This is a genomic window from Bacillota bacterium, assembly GCA_012839765.1.
Classification (GTDB): Bacteria; Bacillota; Limnochordia; order DUMW01; family DUMW01; genus DUMW01.
Window position 1 is genome coordinate 1 of sequence record DUMW01000077.1, and the last position, 19341, is coordinate 19341.

The window sequence follows — 19341 nt, forward strand, 5'->3', positions numbered from 1 at the left end:
CTCTAAATACTCTTCGCGGAAAGTGGCCTGATACAGTTCCACGAGGCCAAAGACCAGGTAGGCGTAGTCCTCCAGGAAGCCGGGAGTCCTACTACGACGGTCCAGATAACTCCTATACAGTCGTCCTTCGATCCAAAGGTGCCGGCGGATGAAGGCCCAGGCGGTGTGGGCTGCTTCGATGTAGGCGGGGCAGTCAAAGACCCGACCGGCCAAGGCCAGCCCAGCGATGGCCAGCCCGTTCCAGGCGGTGATGATCTTCTCGTCCCGGAAGGGTCTTACCCGCTTTTCCCGGTGGGCGAGCATCTGTTGTTTTAGCGCGGATAGTCGCTCTTTGAGGACGGTGGGGGCAAGGCCGATCCTTTCGGCCAGTTCCTCCGGTTCCAGGGACCTATGCAAGATGTTTTGTCCCTGGGCAAAGTTGCCTTGGGGGGTGATGCCGTAGTATTGGCAGAGCAGGTCCGCATCGTCCGAGGAAAAAAGCTCCTGAATGGTGTCATAGTGCCACAGGTAGTATTTCCCCTCTTCTCCTTCGGTGTCGGCATCAAGGGCCGCATAGAACCCACCCTCCGGGTGCTGCATCTCCCTGAGCAGCCAGCGGGCGGTCTTGCAGGCAATTTCCCGGAAGAAGTCGTCCTTGGAGAACTGGTAGGCGTGGGAGTAGGCCAGGCACAACAGGGCGTTATCGTAGAGCATCTTTTCGAAATGGGGGACGAGCCAACGCCGATCGGTGGAATAGCGGTGAAAACCACCACCAATTTGGTCTTGGATGCCGCCCTGGGCCATGATGCGGAGGGTCTTCAGGGCCAGAGGGGCAAAGGGCGAACCAAGGCTGAGAAATAGCTCCCAAAGGTTTACCATGGGAAATTTAGGTGCAGGACCAAAGCCCCCATATTCCCCATCGTAAAGGGGAAGGAGTCTCTCCGCGGAAGCCCTTATTTCCTGCTCTGTGGCCAGGCTTCCACCATAACCGGAGCTTCTTTGGCCCGTCAAGGTGTGTTTGATGATCTTTACGGTGTGGCGGATGGTTTCCGGTCCCTCCCGGTAGATCCGGGCCATTTCCAAAAGCAATTCTTCAAACCCCACCAGTCCGTATCGGGCCTTGGGTGGAAAGTAGGTGCCCACGAAGAAGGGTTCACCCTGGGGGGTGAGAAACCCGGTCAAGGGCCAACCCCCTTGGCCGGTGAACAACTGACAAGCTTGCTGATAAACCTGATCCACGTCGGGTCGTTCTTCCTTGTCCACTTTGATGTTGATGAAATGCTCATTCATGATGGCCGCAATTCTCTCATTGGTGAAGGATTCCCGGGCCATTACGTGGCACCAGTGACAGGCTGAATAGCCGCTACTGAGCAAGATGGGTTTGTTTAAGGCCTGGGCCTTGGCGAAGGCCTCTTCGCCCCAGGGGTACCAGTCCACCGGGTGATGGGCATGTTGGCGCAAGTAGGGGCTGGTTTCGTTGGCGAGGCGATTCATGGGTTCTTCCTCCTTCCATTGACCCTACCCTTAGGATGGGGGAACTGGGTGGGGCTTATACTCAGTCTCCGAAAGAGTGGAAAGCTGGTCAACCATCGGCATGGGTGAGGGGCTACCGACCCAGCCTGCATTTGTTTTCTTCGCATCGCTCCCAAAAACAGCGGGAAGATAAACAGGGTTTTACTCTGCCCCTTCTACGTTTGGCCCTACTGGAAGACGAGGTAACCGTGTTTTTGGGGGTTGGAGCATATAGCCCATGTTACTGCCGGAGGTCGGGTTTTACCTGGACCGCGTGGCTAGGTTGGGTTTCCGCAGACTCCCGTAAGGAATCATAGAGGAAACCTCCGCGGTGACTTAAAGTGCGAGAGCTATAGACCCAAACGAAGAAGGCCGGATTGCTCCGGCCTTTCCCTATTCCAGACCATACTCGCTGGGGATAAATTTGCTGGTATCCAAGCTGGGTTTCAGCTGCTCCCAGAATTTGAGTGCATCATCGGGAATTTCATCCAGCTGGTATTGCATCAGATCAAGCCAGCGCAGCTCCCGTTCCGCTAGGCGGATCTCCTTGGTCGTTACCGCGTTTTTCAGCAGGTCGATGGCCACTTGGGCTGCAAGCTTCGTGCGCTTAAAGGGTTCTGGCTCTTGAACGATTTTTTCGCTGATGGTGTACACCACATCGGGCCGTAGTACATAGGCCTGGGGATCATAGGCGCTGTCGGAATTCACTAGCCACTTCTGCAAGGTCAAAGCTGCATCCTTGCCTTCCCGCTGAGCTTGATTCAGCAGTCGGCAATCGTAGATCAACTGTTCCATAGAGACTACGGGGGCCATGCCTCCCAGCAGTTTCACGTTTTGGACCGACTCATTGCTCCACAGGTCCGCCACCGCGGCAGTGATGTTCCCCACGGGGCTCAGGTGGGCACAGGCGCTGCTTTTGCCCTCCATGGCGATGGGTACACCGGCAATGGCCTTCATATAGGGACCTTCATAGGCACAGTCCTTGCTGGGACCAACGGCACCCATCTCATAGGCTACCAGGCTTCGGCTGACGGTGGCCACCCGCACCACCGCGGCGAAGGCCTTCGGGATCATTCCCTGTTCCGCTAACACCATGGCGGTGTTGCCGAAACCGCAGGCCGTATCACCCGAGGCGAAGCTTCCGTATCTTTGGGCGATGTCCACAATGTGTCCCCAGAGGAATTCCATGTCCCGGGCTCCCAGGACTCCCAGAGCGAAGATGACCTTCGCCAAGTCGGCATTGATAAGGGCATCGTCGTGTACCTCCTTGCCGCCGGTGGACTCAATGGCTAAAAAGTCTGCTCCGGCCTTGGCGGCATAGGTGAAGGTAGCCAACATGTTCTCCCACAATTCACCGGAACGCATCAGCGGGGGTCGACGCATCTCGCGGATATCATTGGGTGTTAACCGTAGGACGCTTTTTAAGCCCTGGTCCTGTTGGAACTGGTCCATAATCTCCAAAACCGTCTCCGTAACGGCCAAACCCCACTGGGGGTTTTCGGTCATCGGCGGCAACAACTCCACTTCCACCACCACTCCCGGGGCATGGAGTTCCGCAGCCCGGGTCAATACCCCCGTGACAATTTCCTTGTATTGTGCGATAATCTCCTGGAAGTTCTTTTCCTCAATGGGCATCGGTGGTAGGGTGAAGTTGATCTCGGGGTATACTTCGCCCCCACCGATCACCATTCCGTTCTTACATTTCACCGGCTTAGGCGCCGTACCGTAAAGGAAATCCGTCAGGCTTTCATAGCTTAATTTTCCAAAGACTTGCCTCATGTTCCCACCTCCGGTAAAGATTTTCAGCTTAAGCTCATTTTACTATTGAATCCCCACGACTACTATGAATAATCTTGCGAAAGGTGGTATTATTTTGTGTAGCATGTAAGGATAGGGCTTTCGGTCGAAGGTTTGGGGGCCAGGGTTCGGGTGCAGAACCCCTGGTACAAAGAAAGCGGTAAGGCTACTGTGCGATCATGGAAACGGGGGAAAGAAGCGTATATATACTGCATACATTTCCCGTCCGCAGGTGAAATCCCGTGGTATGCTTGCCAGTCAGCCTTTATCGCGGATTGTGGCAAGAATCCAGTATGGTGTACTTAGACCGCTATGCTCTTCCAGCGTCCCCGTTTGAACCGGGTCCAGATCAAAACAGAGCGGGTACACTGATCAAGCGCCATGCCGGTCCAGGCTCCCACCAGGCCCAGGTGGAACCAGGCGACGAGGAGATAACCAACCGCTACCCGTACTCCCCAAATCCCGATGAAGCTAGCTACAAGGGGCCAGCGGGTATCGCCAGCTCCTCTGAGCCCACCGGCCAGGATGAACTGGGTGGATTGGGCCGGTTGGATTAGCGCGATAATCTTCAACACCAGCGCGGTTTGGGCGATTACCTCCATTTCATCGGTATACAGCCGGGCGATCTGGGCGCCGCCGAAGAACAAAAGCACCGCCACTGAACAGGAAACAATCATTCCCAGTTTTCGCGTTTCTAAGGCACTCTTTTGGGCTGTGTCCGGGCGTTTACTACCCAGATATTGCCCCACCAAGGTGGTGGCCGCAATGGCAAAGGCTTGACCGGGCATAAAGGACAGGGAAAGGATATTCATCCCGATTTGATGGGCTGCGACCGTAGCAGTACCAAGGCCGGCTACGATCCGTAGGTAGAGGATCTGGCCTGTCCTGAGGACCAGTTGCTCACCCGCAGCCGGTAGTCCAATGCGGATGAGCCGTTGTAGGAGTCCAAAATCCAGCCGGTAGGGGGGAGCTAAAGAGAGGCGGATAATCGGGTTTTTTCTCATGACCACATACAGGGCCATGGAACACCCTAAGACCCGGGCGATGTTGGTGGCCATGGCCGCTCCCCGGATCCCCAGCGCGGGAAAACCGAAGTGGCCGTAGATTAAGATGTAGTTACCCACCACGTTGACGATATTTGCTGTGACATTGGTGGTCATCGGGGTTTTGGTATCGCCGGCTCCCCGCAGTGCCGAGTTCAGGGCCATGGACCCCGCCTGAAACAACATGCCCAGGGAGATGAGCCGCATATAGGCGATCCCAAGGGGAAGCACTTCCTCTTCGGCACCGAGGGCGGCAATGATCATGGGGGCCGTGGCGTAACTGAAGAGACTCAAGAGAATGCCCAACAGGAGGGTGATGGCAAAGCCCATCCGCAGGGTATCGTTGGCCCGATCCGGGCGTCTTGCACCCACGAAGCGGGCGATTAACGCGGTGGTACCCACGTTCAAGGCGCGGAAGATGGCCAGTAGGAAAAACACCGGTTGGTTGGTAAATCCCACCGCGGCAATGGCCGCAGAACCCAGGCGACCCACCATCATCATGTCGGCCATGCCGACGAGGCTATTGAGCATCATTTCTACCAAGGCGGGGGCAGAGAGATCCCAGACCCGCCAGCGGATTTCCTTCGTAGACGGCGTAGCCGCCAATTCCACTGTACCGGCTTCTGCATCGCTATCCAATGCCAGATTTCCCTTCGGTATCACGAGGCACAGTTCTCCTCTCTAGAAAAACGGGCTATCCTGGAAAAGCAAACTACTCTAAGGATCGGCGAACACAAAGCACCCATGTAGTAGATTGCCATTACCAGGGGCCTTGTTGAGAATGGATAAACAGAAAGGCAAAGCGACCAGCTCTTAGTATCGGGTTAATATCATGGAGCCCAAGCCTGATCAGGACCATTTTGGTAACAGCTACTTACAATATCTTAACACAGTTTTGTCGTTTTCCCAAATCCACAAAGTGAGCAGAGTGTTTAAAAGTCATCATCCCCAGGCGGAGTACCTGGGGATGATGGAAAACACCTTAGGTTTTTGTGTTTAGGCTAACTAGAAGAAGCGTACCGGGAGATTCTTAGGGTATTCAACACGGCCAGTACCGTCACACCCACATCCGCGAAGATGGCTTCCCACAGGGTGGAAAGACCGAAGGCACCCAAGATGAGGACCAGGATCTTGATGCCCAAAGCCAAGGTGATGTTTTCCAGAGCGATCCGCCGGGTCCGTTGGGCGGTGTGCACCGCGTCCACCAGTTGACTGGGCCGATCCTGCAGAAGTACCACGTCCGCGGTGTTTACGGCGGCATCGGCTCCCCCTTGACCCATGGCAATGCCAACATCGGCTTGGGCCAATACAGGGGCGTCGTTGATGCCATCCCCTACAAAAGCGGTGGTCCCTTGGCTGGTGGCCAAGATCTCTTTCAAATGCTTCACCTTATCCTCCGGTAACAGTTCTGCATAGAACCCATCCAAGCCCAATGCCTCAGCCACCCTCCGGCCTGCCAAGAAGGCGTCACCGGTAAGCATATAGACCCTTCTCACGCCGGCTTTCCGCAAAGCGGCTACCGCGGCCTTGGCGTCTTCTTTGATGGTATCCACCACCCCAAGCCAGCCCACATACTGTCCGTTGACAGCCACGTAGATGGCTGTGTTTTCCGCACTGGTCTCGACTGGGATCCCATGGCGTTCCATCAGTTTTAGGTTCCCCACCAGGATCTCTTCACTTCCCCGAAGGGCCCTAATGCCCATGCCCGAGATCTCCTCATGGTCGATGGCCTCGTCGAGGAGCTGTTCCTCCTGGGCCGCGGCCGCCAGGACCGACTGGGCGATGGGATGGTTGGAGAAGCTCTCCGCCATAGCCGCATAGCGCAGTACATCCTCCGGGGTGAAACCGTTCGCCGGCTGAATCCCGGCCACCTGGAACTGACCGGTGGTGAGGGTTCCGGTTTTGTCGAAGACCACCGTATCCAGTTTGGCTAAAGCCTCAAGGTAGTTACCACCCCGGACCAGGATTCCTTTGGAGGCGGCTTTGCCGATCCCCGCAAAGAAGCTTAAGGGGATGGACAGTACCAAGGCGCAGGGGCAGGAGATTACCAGGAACACCAGAGAACGATAGACCCACTGGTCAAAGGTACCAAACCCCAGTAACGGGGGAACTGTTCCCAAGAGGGCCGCCAAGGCCACCACCGTGGGGGTGTAGTACCGGGCAAACCGGGTGATGAACTTCTCGGTGGGGGCCTTTTGTTGTCGGGCCTCTTCCACCAAAGCGGCGATTTTTGCCGCTGCGGACTGATGCATGGGGCGGACTACCTGGGCCTTTAGCGCGGCGGTCAGGTTGACCGTACCACTTAACAACGTATCCTTCGGGGCCACGTCCCTGGGCAAGGATTCGCCGGTGAGGGCGGCGGTATTCACCGTGGAGTGTCCTTCGAGGATCAGGGCGTCGGTGGGGACCCTTTCTCCCGGCTTGATGATGATCAGATCCCCTACCTGCAATTGCTCCGGCTTTACCTCCTGGATTTTGCCGTCTTTCAGCAGATTGGCCGTCTCTGGCCACAGCTCCGACAGCGCGGCAATGGACCTTTGGGAACGTTGTACCGCCAGATGTTCGATGAACTCCCCAATGCGGTAGAAGAACATTACGGCTATGGCTTCCAGATGATTATGCAAAATAAGTGCTCCGAAGGTAGCAATACTCATCAGGGTATTTTCATTAAATACATTTCCCCGGCGTACTCCCCGCAGGGCGGCCCAGATAATCGGGTATCCTACCACCAGATAGGCCAGGACCCAGACACTCTCTCTGATCTCCGCGGGCAATAGATAGGCGATCCCGGTAAGGGCCGCGGCCGCGGCCAGTTCCACCAGATCGCGCAGGGAACTATGTTCCTCTTCCTGCTCCTCCGCTTCCTTCACTACGGTGAGGGCCGGTTCAATTCTTTGTACTACGGAGCGAATCTCCTTAAGGGTATGACCCGGTTCTTCTAAAGTAAGGGTCAATTTTTGTCCCTGCTGCTTGACCGAGCGGACCCGGGGAAGACGGCCAATGGCCTCCACCGCTGAGGTATGGCAGCTAGGACAGGATTGGCCCTTTAGAGTAATCACTATCTCTTTTTGGTTCACCACAACTGTCCTCCTCAATCGTGCAAGATATGATCCAAACCTTCTTTGAACAGCCCCACAATGTGGTCGTCATCGAGGCTGTAGATGACGTTTTTTCCTTCCCGGTAGTATTTCACCAGTCGCATGTTTCGCAAGGAACGGAGTTGATGGGAGATTGCGGACTGGGACATGTCAAGCAACTGGGCGATATCCCCTACACACCGGGGTTTTTGGAACAACAGATGGATAATCCGGATCCGGGTGGGGTCCCCGAGGACCCGGAAGGTCTCCGCTAGCTTATTGGCCAGTTCATCGGGGAGGATTTCCCCAGAGACCTGTTCCAGGATCTCGGTAACTTGGTTGTCTTGGTCTGATTTGGACAAAGCTCCACCTCCTCTCGAAATAAATGAACGACTGCTCATATGTTCAAGTTTATTTTCCCACGATCCCGGGGGATTGTCAAGGATTTTGTACGTTTGCTTAGCAGAGGTCATTGGGATGTAACGGTGTTTGAACCGCCGGGAAGGGATCGGTGATGATGTATATTCGCATACTGTTCGTATATTCCCCAATCTTCCCTACGGCATTTAGCCAAACCTTGTCGTAGACTAGCTTTTCTGCACGACGGCAGGCTGCCCTCCGAGGGATTGCATCTTGTTCCTACCTGTGCTATCCTGAAAAAGTTGTAAAAGTGACGTAAACCTATTGCATATTTATACATAGGTTGGTATAATCACATCAGTAGCTTGCAATAGGAGATGGTATCCTTGATTAGAGTAGGAATTATCGGTGCTTCCGGCTATGCGGGCCGGGAACTGATTCGGCTTTTGGCTAATCACCCCAATGCAGAGGTGGTCTATGCGGGATCCCGTACCTATGTGGGCGAGTCCCTCGGTAAGGTGATTCCGGCCCTGCGACATTTGGATCTTAGGTTTTCGGAGATCGATGTAAAGACCATTATCCAAGAATGTGACTGTCTATTCACCGCGGTTCCCCACGGGGGCTGTATGGAATTGGCAGAATCGGTGCTGGCCGGCGGCGTGAAACTGATCGATCTGGGGACCGATTTCCGGTTCCGGGATGCAAGAATATACGAAGAATGGTATGGGATTCCCCATACTTGTCCTGAGCTTTCCACCAAGGCTGTGTACGGTCTGTGTGAAATCCACCGGGACGAGATTAAGGAAGCTTCCCTGGTGGCCAACCCCGGGTGCTATCCCACCAGTATTATCCTGGGTCTGGCACCCCTGTTAAAACAGGGTTATCTGGATCTGGCTAGTATCGTGGCTGACTCGATGTCTGGGGTTTCGGGGGCCGGAGCGAAGCTAGGCCAGATGTATCATTATCCCGAGTGTACGGAGAACTTGCGGGCCTACGGTCTGATTACCCATCGGCACCGGCCGGAAATCGAACAGGAATTGAGTTTGCTGGCTGGACATACGGCCATGGTCACCTTCACGCCCCACCTGGCGCCCATGACCCGGGGAATCCACAGCACCATCTCGGGGAAGTTGACGGTGGAGGTCAGTGAAAGGGAACTATTGGACTTGTATCAGGAGTTCTATGCCGATGAGTATTTTGTCCGCGTGCTGGTGGATGAATATCCCCAGACCAAGGCTGTTTACGGGACTAACTTCTGTGATCTTACGCTGAGGGTGGATCCCCGAATGAACCGGGTGGTGGTACTCTCAGTCATTGATAACCTCGGGAAGGGTGCCGCTGGACAGGCGATTCAGAATATGAACCTGATGTTCGGGCGTCCCGAGACAGAAGGACTTACAGCGACAGCTTTGCTGCCATAGGGGGGGCGACGATGCAGATAATTCCAGGAGGCGTGACCGCAGCCCAGGGTTTTGTGGCCTGCGGTTTGCATATTGGTTTGAAGAAAAGCCGCAAGGATCTAGCTTTGATCCTTTCCCAACGGCCGGCCAAGGCCGCGGCTATGTTTACCAAAAACCTGGTGGCCGCAGCACCGATCCAGGTGTGTCGGGAGCAATTGGCCAAGGGAAAACAGATCCAGGCCATCGTGGTGAACAGTGGCAATGCCAATGCGTGCACAGGGCCTGAAGGTCTGGAACATGCCTGGCGGATGGTCAAAAAGACCGCCCAGGTTTTGGGCATCGGTGAGGATCAGGTGTTGGTTTCCTCCACCGGTGTAATTGGTCAGCGTCTACCCATCGAAATGATCGAAGCGGGTATTGAACAGGCCGCGCCGCTCCTTTCGCCCGAAGGGGGAGCGGAGGCAGCCCAGGCGATCCTGACCACCGATACCTTCGCGAAGGAGATCGCGGTGGAATACGCAGACCAGGGCCATACCATCCGGGTGGGGGGCATGGCCAAGGGTTCCGGGATGATCCACCCCAACATGGCCACCATGCTGGCCTACATCACCACCGATGTCAACATTTCGGTAGAACTATTGGATCGGGCTCTGCGGACCTGTGTGGATGAGACCTTCAATATGATCACCGTCGACGGCGATACTTCCACCAATGACACCGTGGCCATCCTAGCCAACGGCGCCGCGGGAAATCCGGAGATTACCCAACCCGATGCCTCCTATGGGGCCTTTTGTAAAGCCCTAAGCTATGTCACTGAGAAATTGGCCAAGGATATCGCCAAAGACGGCGAAGGGGCTACTAAACTGGTGGAGGTCCAGGTCAAAAACGGCGCCACCGTGGCCCAGGCCCGGCAGATTGCCAAGTCCGTGGCTGGGTCTAATCTGGTGAAGACGGCCATTTTCGGGGAGGATGCTAACTGGGGGCGGATTCTGTGTGCCGCGGGTTACGCAGGGGTGGATTTTGATCCGGGGAAAACCGATGTATTCATTGGGCCCTTACAGGTGGCGGCTAACGGTGGTGCTTTGGATTTTGACGAAGAACTAGCAAAGGAGATCTTAAGTCAGGACACAGTGGTGATCACCTTGGATCTCAAGCAGGGCGATCGCTCCGCTACCGCGTGGACCTGTGACTTGACTTTTGATTATGTGAAGATCAATGCACACTATCGAACTTAGGAGGGCGGTTTGGTTGGATCAGTTGGTGAAGAAGGCGAATGTACTTATCGAAGCCCTGCCCTATATCCGAAACTTCTGTGGCAAGACCTTTGTGATTAAATACGGCGGTGCGGCCATGGTGGATGAAAGTCTGCGCAAAGCGGTCGCCTTGGATCTCATCCTCATGCGCTACGTGGGACTGAACCCGGTGGTGGTGCACGGTGGTGGTCCTGCCATTTCTAAGACCATGCAGCGGATGGGCAAGGAACCGGTCTTCGTGGATGGTATGCGGGTTACCGATGCGGAGACCATGGAGATTGTGGAGATGGTGCTGGTGGGGAGGATCAACAAGGAGATCGTCAGCCTCATCAACCAGCACGGGGGCCAGGCGGTGGGAATTAGCGGCAAGGATGGAAATCTGATCCGCGCCCGGAAGATGCAAAACGGCAAACAGGATCTGGGCTTTGTCGGCGAGGTCACCGCGATCGATCCCCGGATCGTGAATCATCTTACGGAGGATGGATATATCCCGGTGATTACCCCGGTGGGAATGGGGGAAGACGGGGAAACCTATAACATCAATGCAGATTTGGTGGCCGGTCGCCTGGCGGTGGCTTTACAGGCGGAGAAGTTGATTATGCTTACCGATGTGGAGGGGATCTTCGCCAATGGCCAGGATCCTTCCAGTCTGATTAGCCAGTTGAGTATTACCAAGGCCCGGGAGATGATCGCCAGCGGGCAAATCCGCGGGGGCATGATCCCCAAGGTTACCGCTTGTATCGATGCGTTGGAGCACAATGTGCCCCGGACCCATATCATTGACGGACGCAAGCCCCATTCGTTATTGTTGGAAATCTTCACGAATCAGGGGATCGGTACCATGGTGACCAAGGAGGGAGAAGATGAATTTTGCACAGATTAAAGCGAAGACAGAGCAGTACCTGATGTCCACCTATGCCCGGTTTGATTTGGCCTTGGTCAAAGGACGTGGTACCACGGTCTGGGATGCTGCCGGCCGTGCTTATCTGGATTTTCTCTCGGGGATCGCAGTGTGTAACCTGGGCCATTGCCACCCCAAGGTGGTGGAGGCGGTAACGGAACAGGTTCAGACCTTGATCCATTGTTCTAATCTCTATCACATTGAGCAACAGGCAAGTCTGGCGGAAAGACTCTGTACCCTGGGGCAGCTGGACCAGGCCTTCTTCTGCAATAGCGGCGCCGAGGCCAATGAAGGGGCCATTAAACTAGCCCGCCGGTATTCCTTCGACAAGTACGGTCCAGGCCGCGGCGATGTGATTACCGCCCGGGATTCCTTCCACGGCCGGACCATCACCACGATCACCGCCACAGGACAGCCGAAATACCAACAGGGGTTTGCTCCCTTGACCCCTGGGTTCACCTATGTGCCCCTCAATGACCTGGAAGCCTTGCAGAGTGCCATCACGGAAAGTACCTGTGCGGTGCTCCTAGAACCGGTCCAGGGGGAAGGCGGTGTGCGCCCCTGCGATTACGACTACCTGCAGGCAGTGGCAACACTGTGCAAAGAACGGGACATTCTGTTGATTCTCGACGAAGTGCAAACCGGTATGGGGCGGACGGGCAAGCTCTTTGCCTACCAGCATTTCGATCTGATTCCGGATATTGTCACCTTGGCCAAGGCCTTGGGTGGGGGAATACCCATCGGTGCAGTGTTGGCCAAGAAAGAGGTAGCCAAAAGTTTCCGTCCCGGCACCCACGCCTCCACTTTCGGAGGTAATCCCCTGGCGTGCAGCGCGGCCTTGGCGGTCCTGGAGGTTTTGACCCAGCAGGGTTTCCTGGATCAAGTTGAGAATAAAGGACTGTATTTCAAACATCGCCTGGAGGCACTGAGATCCCAATGGCCCAATCTGATCACCGAGGTCCGGGGCCTGGGGCTGATTTTAGGTGTTGATCTCACCTTCCCGGTGCGGGAGGCGGTGGTCCAACTGCAAGAACGCGGGATCCTCGTAGGTACCGCAGGAGAGAACACCCTCCGGTTCCTGCCCCCCTTGATTGTCACCGAAGACGAGATCGAGCGGGTGGTGCTGGCCCTAGAGGATATCCTGAAAGTAAGGTCCGAAAATACATGAAGGAGGAGACACGCATGAGCAAAAAAGTGGTATTAGCCTACTCTGGAGGCTTGGATACATCAATCATCATTCCTTGGCTGAACGAAAACTACAATTACGAAGTCATTGCCTATGCCGCGGACTTGGGACAAAAGGAAGACTGGGACAAGGTTCAGGAAAAGGCCTACAAAAGCGGCGCGGTAAAGGTGGTCATCGATGATCTTAGGACCGAGTTTATCCGGGACTATGCCTTTCCCACCCTGCGGGCCGGAGCCCTGTATGAACGCCAATACTACCTAGGTACCGCCATCGGCCGGCCCCTCATCGCCAAAAAGCAGGTGGAACTGGCCAAGGCCGAAGGTGCTGTTGCGGTCTGCCACGGTTGCACCGGCAAGGGTAACGACCAGGTGCGCTTTGAACTTACTTACCAAGCCCTCGGTCCGGAGCTGGAGATCATTGCTCCCTGGCGGATTTGGGATATCGCCTCCCGGGAACAGGCCATTGACTACGCCAAGACCCGGGGGATTCCGGTGGAGGCCACCAAGGAAAAACCCTACAGCATGGACGGCAACATCTGGCACATCAGCTATGAGGGCGGTGTCCTGGAAGACGTGACCAAGCCTTTCCCCAAGGACATGCTCAAGTGGACCGTTGATCCGGAACAGGCCCCCGCTGAGCCGGAGGAGATCACCATCGATTTTGAAGCGGGGATTCCCGTGGGGATCAATGGCCAGCGCCTTGACCCCTTGGCGATTATGGAACAGACCAATGCCATTGCCGCCAAGCACGGTGTGGGTCGGGTGGATATCATCGAAAACCGGTTAGTGGGCATGAAATCCCGTGGGGTTTATGAGACGCCCGGTGGCACCCTACTGTATTTCGCCCTGCGCCAGCTGGAGACCCTTACCCTGGACCGGGAGGTCATGCGGTTCAAATCCCTGGTGGCGGACCGCTATGCGGAGTTGGTCTATTACGGCCAATGGTTTACGGCCCTCCGTTCGGCCCTGGATGCCTTCCTGGAGGATGCCATGGCCTATGTAACCGGTTCGGTGCGGGTGCGGCTGTATAAAGGCAATCTGATCCCTGTGAGCCGTTATTCTCCTTACGCCCTTTACGACGAGAGCCTGGCCACCTTTGGTGCCGGTGGTGACTACGATCAGAAGGATTCCGCAGGCTTCATCCGGTTGTTCGGTCTTGCCACCAAGGCGTCCTCCAACCGGATGCTGAAGAGTGAAGAATAAAGGCAGGGGTTAAAGTGGGTAAACTGTGGGGAGGCCGCTTTACGAAAGAGGCGGCCGCATTTGCCAATGAGTTTGGTGCTTCGCTTAAGTTTGACCAACGACTCTATGAGTATGATATCCAAGGCAGCATCGTGCAGGCTAAGGCCCTGGTCCAGGCCGGGGTCTTCACCCCCGAAGAGGCGGCAAAGGTCATTGCCGCCTTGGAGGAGATCAAAGGGGAGATCGCGGCGGGGAAAGTGGAGCTGTCGGTGGAGCTGGAGGACATTCATACCAATATCGAGGCTCTGTTAACCCAAAAGGTCGGGGACTTGGGCAAGAAGTTGCACACGGGACGTAGTCGCAACGATCAGGTGGCTTTGGATATTCGCCTCTTCTTGAAGGCCGAGATCCAGCGGATTGTTGGCTTAATTACGGAACTGCAAAAGGTGCTTTTGGATGTGGCCGAGGAGCATAAGGACACCCTTATACCCGGTTACACTCACCTGCAGCGGGCCCAGCCGGTGCTGTTGGCCCATCATTTCCTCGCATATTTTCACATGCTGGAGCGGGACAAGGGCCGTTTTGTGGATTGTGCCAAGCGGAACGATGAATCGCCCCTAGGGGCAGGGGCGTTGGCCGGATCCGGCTTTCCTGTGGATCGGCACTTTATGGCCCAAAAGCTGGGCATGACCAGGCCCATGGCCAATAGTATGGATGCGGTCTCCAGCCGGGACAACATCCTGGAGTTCCTCGGGGCTAGCAGTATTCTGATGAGCAATCTCAGCCGGCTTTGTGAGGAGTTAGTGATCTGGCATTCGACGGAATTTGGCTTTATTGAAATGGACGATGCTTTCGCCACGGGAAGCAGCATCATGCCCCAGAAGAAGAATCCCGACTTTGCAGAACTCATCCGGGGCAAGACCGGCCGCGTTTATGGCAATCTCGTCAGTTTGCTGACTACGATGAAAGGGTTGCCCTTGGCATATAATAAGGATATGCAAGAGGATAAGGAGCCCCTCTTCGATACAGTGGACACCATCACCGGTTGTTTGAAGGTTTTGGCCGGGATGCTGGCCACGATGGAAGTGAAGGTGGAACATATTGCCCAGGGAGTCCAGAAGGGGTTTCTCACCGCCACAGACCTGGCCGACTATCTGGCCAAACGGGGAGTTCCCTTCCGCCAGGCCCATGAGATTGTCGGTCGGTGTGTCCTATTCTGTCTGGAAAAGGGACGGGAGCTCAGTGACCTGACGTTAGAGGAACTAAGGGCGCTGGGGGCGGAGGTCGACTCTGATATCTACCCCCACCTGGATCCCCGGCAGAGTCTGCAGAATCGAAGTGTTTACGGCGGGACTGCTCCCCAGCAAGTCGCCGCTGCCATCCGCGAAGCCCGACAACTGCTAAAGGATCAGTAAGCAGGATAAAACCTAGTTGGTGTAGAAGTAAAGGAAGCTGATAGGGGCTGTCCTTTGGACTTCGCAGTAAGGAGTGAAAGTAAAATGAATGGAGCATGGGAGCTGCGGGTTTCCCAAATGGTGCAACAAAGGCCTAAGGGACGTATTCTCGCGGCCTTCAATACCAATATCGACAAAGTGGTTCATCTTACACCGGAAAACGTAAAGGCCATTGTGGCTGCCAATCCGGATATTGATTGGGACAAGGTGGCCAACACCGCCATCTACGATGTCAAGACGGTCTGTAGCAAGGAGACCTTCTTCGTGGTCTTGCAGGATCGTCTGTCTAAGGGGAAGTCTTTCCATATTGTCTTGGAGAACGAAGAACTACTCAATTGGTTGGACCGCTTTTTCCCCGAGGGAATTGAGTCTATGGGGGGACAAGCGGGGATTATTGCCAACCAGTTGGCGGTTTTGGGCGCCGATGCGGCAGTGTATACACCGCTGCTTGCTCCGAAACAGGCGGCTCAATTTGTGGATCGTGTGCTGACTCCGGTGATTGAAGACGGTAAACTGGTGATGAAATTCACCAAGGATGCGGCCGATGCCGAGGATGAAGTGAAGATCAACTGGATTTTCGAATACGGGAAGGGACTTACCTTCGAATTTCCCAATTGTACCGTCACCACCCCGCGGGCGAATCGCGTGATTTTGGCCACCCGGCCGGCCGGTTCCATCATGGGCTTTTCCAAAGAGCTGGTGGAGGTCTTGCCCACCTTCGGACAGATGTTAGACATGGCCTTTATGGCAGGATACCACTATGCGGACCATACCATGCCCGATGGACGAACCTTTGAAGAATACTTGTCCGATACCGTGCGGGATCTGGAGTTGTTAAGATCCCAGAATCCAAACCTGATGATTCACTATGAATATGTGCCCATGAAGGCCCGGGACCTAGAGCCGACGCTGTTGAAGGAGATCTCCAAGAAGGTTACCAGTTTCGGGATCAACGAAAACGAGATCCGGCGGGTTCTGGAGGATTTCCAGTGCCATAGGGAAATGGAAGCCATCGCCGAACACGAGACAGCCTATACATTGTACCAAGGTGGTTTGGCCCTCCTGCGGCAGATGCATGTACAGCGGATCCAAATCCATAATCTGGGCTATTACGTGGTCCTGTTGAAAAAGCCCTATCCCATTCCACCGGAGAAGGTGCGGGAGGCTTGTATCTTCGCCTCTTCTGTCAACGCAATTAAGGCGAAATACGGCGGATATGCTACCTTGGACCGCTTGCCCGAAGCCGCGGAGTTCCCTCTGTCGGATATTGGTTATCAGCAACTGAAGGTCTTCGCCGAAGAGGCCAAGGATCTGCCCATACCGGAGGATTTCCTCACCGAGGGCATTGTGGAGTTGGAGGACCACTATGTGCTGGTGGTACCGGCTCACGTGATTCCCAACCCCGTCAGTACAGTGGGCATGGGGGATACCATCTCTTCCTGTGCCTATGCGGCGGAGCTGCTTTAGAACAGAAAGCCTCTGGGTTTCCCGGAGGTTTTTCTTTTTTGGGAGGTGAAGATAATGCGTAAAACTGCGTTTCTTCTACTTCTGCTTTTGTTTCCCATTGGCCTTACCGGTCTTGCCCAAGCTGTATCCGACGATGCCCTTTTCGATGTGCGCCATGTGGTGGAGGAATTCGGCCGGCGCTTGGCGGGGATTTCTCTGCTCAGTCCCCCGGAGGTTTTGCAAAAGGAGATCCAAAGACAGTACAAGGGGTTAGTCAGTTCCGAGCTTCTATCCCGTTGGCTTGCCGGGGAAGCGCTGCCTCCTGGTCGGGTGGTCTCTAGCCCTTGGCCGGAGAGGATTGAGATTGAAAGTATGAAGGCCCTATCCGAAGACTGTGTCCGGGTGAGGGGAAGTATTGTGGAAGTAACCAGCACCGGTATCGTAGCCCGGCAGCCCATTGAGTTGCAGGTGGAACAAGGGGAAGAAAGCTGGTTGATCGCTTCCCTTGCCCTGGGCTCCCGGATGTTGGTCTACCGCAATGGGGAATATGGTTTTGATTTTTACCTCCCCGAAAGCTGGGCCGGTTACCGGGTACTTCAGGATACCTGGGAGAGCACGGAGCTTCCCACCGGCGGCAGAGAAACAGGCCCCCGGATTACCCTGCGGCATCCTGGGTGGACCGAGACGGTACCGCGACAGGATATCCCCATCCTGATCTTTACCCAAGAACAATGGACCTTGGTGGAGGCGGGTTGTTTTAACGTGGGTGCGGCACCTATTGGTCCTCGGAAACTGGGGGAGAATCGTCAATACGTGTTCGCCCTGCCCGCCCGGTACAATTTTGCCTTCCCCGAGGGATTCGAGGAAGTGGAGGAGATCCTGGCCCAAGGGCCCCTACATCCCTGGGAAAGCCAGCCTATGGAGTTTTCGGTAGCGGACCCTTGGAACTTGCCGGAACCCATCGCCCAGTGGGTGGAGTACTCCAAAGTGCTGCCTGCAGTCCAGGAACGGTATTACGCCGGTGTCCGCTGGGTCCTGATTACCGCCGGGGAAAAGCCCACCGGGGGCTATCGCGTCCAGGTGCGAGAGGTAATCCGGCATCCGGATAGAATCGAAATCCGATACGAGATTACTGGGCCGGGTCCCGGGGACATCGTTACCATGGCCATTACGTACCCCTATGGGCTGATTGTTCTGGAAGACTTGTTCCGGCCTTTGGAGTTTACGAATGTGACCGCACCGGAAGCCTGGTCCATGCGGGTCCTAGGCATAAGGGGTATTCGGCGTCCCATTGTAGCCGCCTCGGAGTGGATTAAGCTCTTCAGTCCTGCTCCCGGAGCGGAAGTGGGGGAAAGCATCCATTTAACGGGGCTTGCCAACGTCTTTGAGGGGACCGTGTCCTATGAATTGAAGGACTCCCGCGGTCTGACTATTGCCCAGGGATTTACCACCGCCACGATGGGAGATTGGGGCTATTTCGAAGCAGAGATTCCGGTGCCGGTGGAGTTAGCGGGGGAGGGGCTGGTGTTGGAGGTATATAGCGAGAGCATGAAGGACGGATCAAAGCTCTTCTTGGTGGAAGTTCCCTTGAAAAGGCCTTAGCCCCCGCGGGGCTAAGGCCTCAATCAGCTATCGCACATCGGCCAGCAGGAGTCTGGCCACTTCTTCTGCTCGGACCACCTGGGAGAGGAAGGTCTCACCTAGTTTGCCCGAGACCACCACGTATTCTTCTGAACCGAAGCTACTTAAGTGGATCTCTTCCCCGTTTTGGAGGGTGAGGATACCCTGGTGTCCCACGAGGATCATGGGATACATCCCCGTATAGGTGGGGTTGGTATTTAGACTGTCCACGATCTTGACGATCTCCTCTGGGGCGAGACTGCGGACCTCATTCCCGGCGATGTCCACTAAGGCCATTGCCACCACTGCCTCTTCAGGAATAGCCAAGCCCTGGGCTTGCAGGCTTGGTCCCTCCAGTTCAGCTTCCCCAGGGACGGCCTGGGAGGTGGCGGGCTCCATCTGGTAGACCAGTTTAACCCGGGCGCTCACCTGCACATCCTCCGGGTAGATCTTTGTCAGCGCATCCCGGGTGGCCGTGAGGAAGGCCGTCTGGTAGGGTGTATAGGTTCCTCCCTCTTCCTCCACCGACACCAGGCCCGTGATCTCACCGTCCAACGCCGCGGCTAGGATCCTTGCCTTCTCCCTTGCCTGGGCTACGGCCAAGCGCAGGGCCTCGGCCTTCACTGCCTCCTGATTGGAGGTCTCAAAGCGCAGAGAATGGATCCGATTTGCACCCGCTGCCGTGAGTCGATCGATGACCGGACCCACCTGGTCTAGTTCTTTTATGGTCACGTTTAGGAGATTGCTCACCCGGTATTGGGTGACTCCCTCCATTTCCAAGGAATACACCTGATAACTCCCGGTACTGACTGCGCCGATGGCGGAGCCAAACTCCCCGAGGGCGTTCATGACCGCCTCCATCAAGCGGGCGTTTTCTGCCGTGGCACTTTGGACATCTGTACCTTGGGTTTCCACACCCACCGACACCTGTGCCTGGTCCGGTGCCACTTCCAAAAGGGCATCGCCATAGACGGTAATGGTGGCCGGAGTGCCGGCGGCCATTGTGGTGGTGGCCAGCAACATGAAAGCTAGGATCAAGAATAGGATTGATTTACTCTTTTTCATGATGCCACTCCTTTCTGTATCCACAGTAACACGGTATACCCCGCAGGGTCAAACGAGGGCCCTTTTC

General features: G+C 55.6%; 14 protein-coding genes. 8 read left to right on the forward strand and 6 right to left on the reverse strand.

Features of this window, described 5'->3' with window-relative positions:
- From GXX57_07705 to GXX57_07725, 5 genes are all read right to left on the reverse strand, one after another.
- Positions 1–1473: thioredoxin domain-containing protein (locus tag GXX57_07705; GenBank protein ID HHV44534.1), on the reverse strand; the 1473-nt coding region annotated here is incomplete at its 3' end.
- A 411-nt stretch (positions 1474–1884) separates the two neighbouring features.
- Positions 1885–3270 carry a methanol--corrinoid methyltransferase gene (locus tag GXX57_07710; GenBank protein ID HHV44535.1) on the reverse strand — a complete coding sequence of 462 codons (1386 nt, stop codon included), beginning with the start codon at positions 3268–3270 and terminating at the stop codon, positions 1885–1887.
- A 320-nt stretch (positions 3271–3590) separates the two neighbouring features.
- Entirely contained in the window at positions 3591–4994 is a 1404-nt protein-coding gene (locus GXX57_07715; GenBank protein ID HHV44536.1) for an MATE family efflux transporter, read from the reverse strand.
- A gap of 338 nt (positions 4995–5332) precedes the next feature.
- Positions 5333–7408 (reverse strand): cadmium-translocating P-type ATPase, encoded by a 2076-nt coding sequence (gene cadA, locus GXX57_07720; GenBank protein HHV44537.1) that lies wholly within the window; start codon positions 7406–7408, stop codon positions 5333–5335.
- A gap of 14 nt (positions 7409–7422) precedes the next feature.
- A complete protein-coding gene (locus GXX57_07725; GenBank protein ID HHV44538.1) occupies positions 7423–7809 on the reverse strand; it encodes a helix-turn-helix transcriptional regulator in 387 nt (128 codons plus the stop codon).
- Between the two features lie 345 nt (positions 7810–8154).
- Between GXX57_07725 and GXX57_07730 the strand changes: the two genes are divergently transcribed.
- The 8 genes from GXX57_07730 to GXX57_07765 all read left to right on the forward strand — a co-directional run bounded on the left by GXX57_07730 (position 8155) and on the right by GXX57_07765 (position 18191).
- Positions 8155–9189 (forward strand): N-acetyl-gamma-glutamyl-phosphate reductase, encoded by a 1035-nt coding sequence (locus tag GXX57_07730; GenBank protein HHV44539.1) that lies wholly within the window; start codon positions 8155–8157, stop codon positions 9187–9189.
- Positions 9190–9200: 11 nt separating this feature from the next.
- Positions 9201–10403 carry a bifunctional glutamate N-acetyltransferase/amino-acid acetyltransferase ArgJ gene (argJ, locus tag GXX57_07735; protein HHV44540.1) on the forward strand — a complete coding sequence of 401 codons (1203 nt, stop codon included), beginning with the start codon at positions 9201–9203 and terminating at the stop codon, positions 10401–10403.
- Complete coding sequence (gene argB / locus GXX57_07740) at positions 10384–11304, forward strand: acetylglutamate kinase (protein ID HHV44541.1); 921 nt, start codon at positions 10384–10386, stop codon at positions 11302–11304. The genes argJ and argB overlap by 20 nt, the downstream gene beginning before the upstream one ends.
- Positions 11285–12490 (forward strand): acetylornithine transaminase, encoded by a 1206-nt coding sequence (locus GXX57_07745; GenBank protein ID HHV44542.1) that lies wholly within the window; start codon positions 11285–11287, stop codon positions 12488–12490. The genes argB and GXX57_07745 overlap by 20 nt, the downstream gene beginning before the upstream one ends.
- Before the next feature lie 14 nt (positions 12491–12504).
- Positions 12505–13710 carry an argininosuccinate synthase gene (locus GXX57_07750; GenBank protein ID HHV44543.1) on the forward strand — a complete coding sequence of 402 codons (1206 nt, stop codon included), beginning with the start codon at positions 12505–12507 and terminating at the stop codon, positions 13708–13710.
- Positions 13711–13724: 14 nt separating this feature from the next.
- Positions 13725–15104 carry an argininosuccinate lyase gene (gene argH, locus GXX57_07755; protein HHV44544.1) on the forward strand — a complete coding sequence of 460 codons (1380 nt, stop codon included), beginning with the start codon at positions 13725–13727 and terminating at the stop codon, positions 15102–15104.
- 84 nt (positions 15105–15188) lie between these two features.
- A complete protein-coding gene (locus tag GXX57_07760) occupies positions 15189–16610 on the forward strand; it encodes a hypothetical protein (GenBank protein ID HHV44545.1) in 1422 nt (473 codons plus the stop codon).
- A 54-nt stretch (positions 16611–16664) separates the two neighbouring features.
- Entirely contained in the window at positions 16665–18191 is a 1527-nt protein-coding gene (locus GXX57_07765; GenBank protein HHV44546.1) for a protease complex subunit PrcB family protein, read from the forward strand.
- A 27-nt stretch (positions 18192–18218) separates the two neighbouring features.
- Here GXX57_07765 and GXX57_07770 read toward each other — a convergent pair whose 3' ends face one another.
- Positions 18219–19274 carry an SIMPL domain-containing protein gene (locus GXX57_07770; GenBank protein ID HHV44547.1) on the reverse strand — a complete coding sequence of 352 codons (1056 nt, stop codon included), beginning with the start codon at positions 19272–19274 and terminating at the stop codon, positions 18219–18221.
- Between the last annotated feature and the right edge of the window lie 67 nt (positions 19275–19341).

Coding starts and splice junctions, on each gene's coding strand:
- argJ (HHV44540.1), top strand. CDS start 9,201: ATGCAGATAATTCCAGGAGGCGTGACCGCAGCCCAGGGTTTTGTGGCC.
- GXX57_07710 (HHV44535.1), bottom strand. CDS start 3,270: ATGAGGCAAGTCTTTGGAAAATTAAGCTATGAAAGCCTGACGGATTTC.
- argB (HHV44541.1), top strand. CDS start 10,384: ATGCACACTATCGAACTTAGGAGGGCGGTTTGGTTGGATCAGTTGGTG.
- GXX57_07760 (HHV44545.1), top strand. CDS start 15,189: ATGAATGGAGCATGGGAGCTGCGGGTTTCCCAAATGGTGCAACAAAGG.
- GXX57_07745 (HHV44542.1), top strand. CDS start 11,285: ATGAATTTTGCACAGATTAAAGCGAAGACAGAGCAGTACCTGATGTCC.
- GXX57_07725 (HHV44538.1), bottom strand. CDS start 7,809: ATGAGCAGTCGTTCATTTATTTCGAGAGGAGGTGGAGCTTTGTCCAAA.
- GXX57_07770 (HHV44547.1), bottom strand. CDS start 19,274: ATGAAAAAGAGTAAATCAATCCTATTCTTGATCCTAGCTTTCATGTTG.
- GXX57_07765 (HHV44546.1), top strand. CDS start 16,665: ATGCGTAAAACTGCGTTTCTTCTACTTCTGCTTTTGTTTCCCATTGGC.
- GXX57_07750 (HHV44543.1), top strand. CDS start 12,505: ATGAGCAAAAAAGTGGTATTAGCCTACTCTGGAGGCTTGGATACATCA.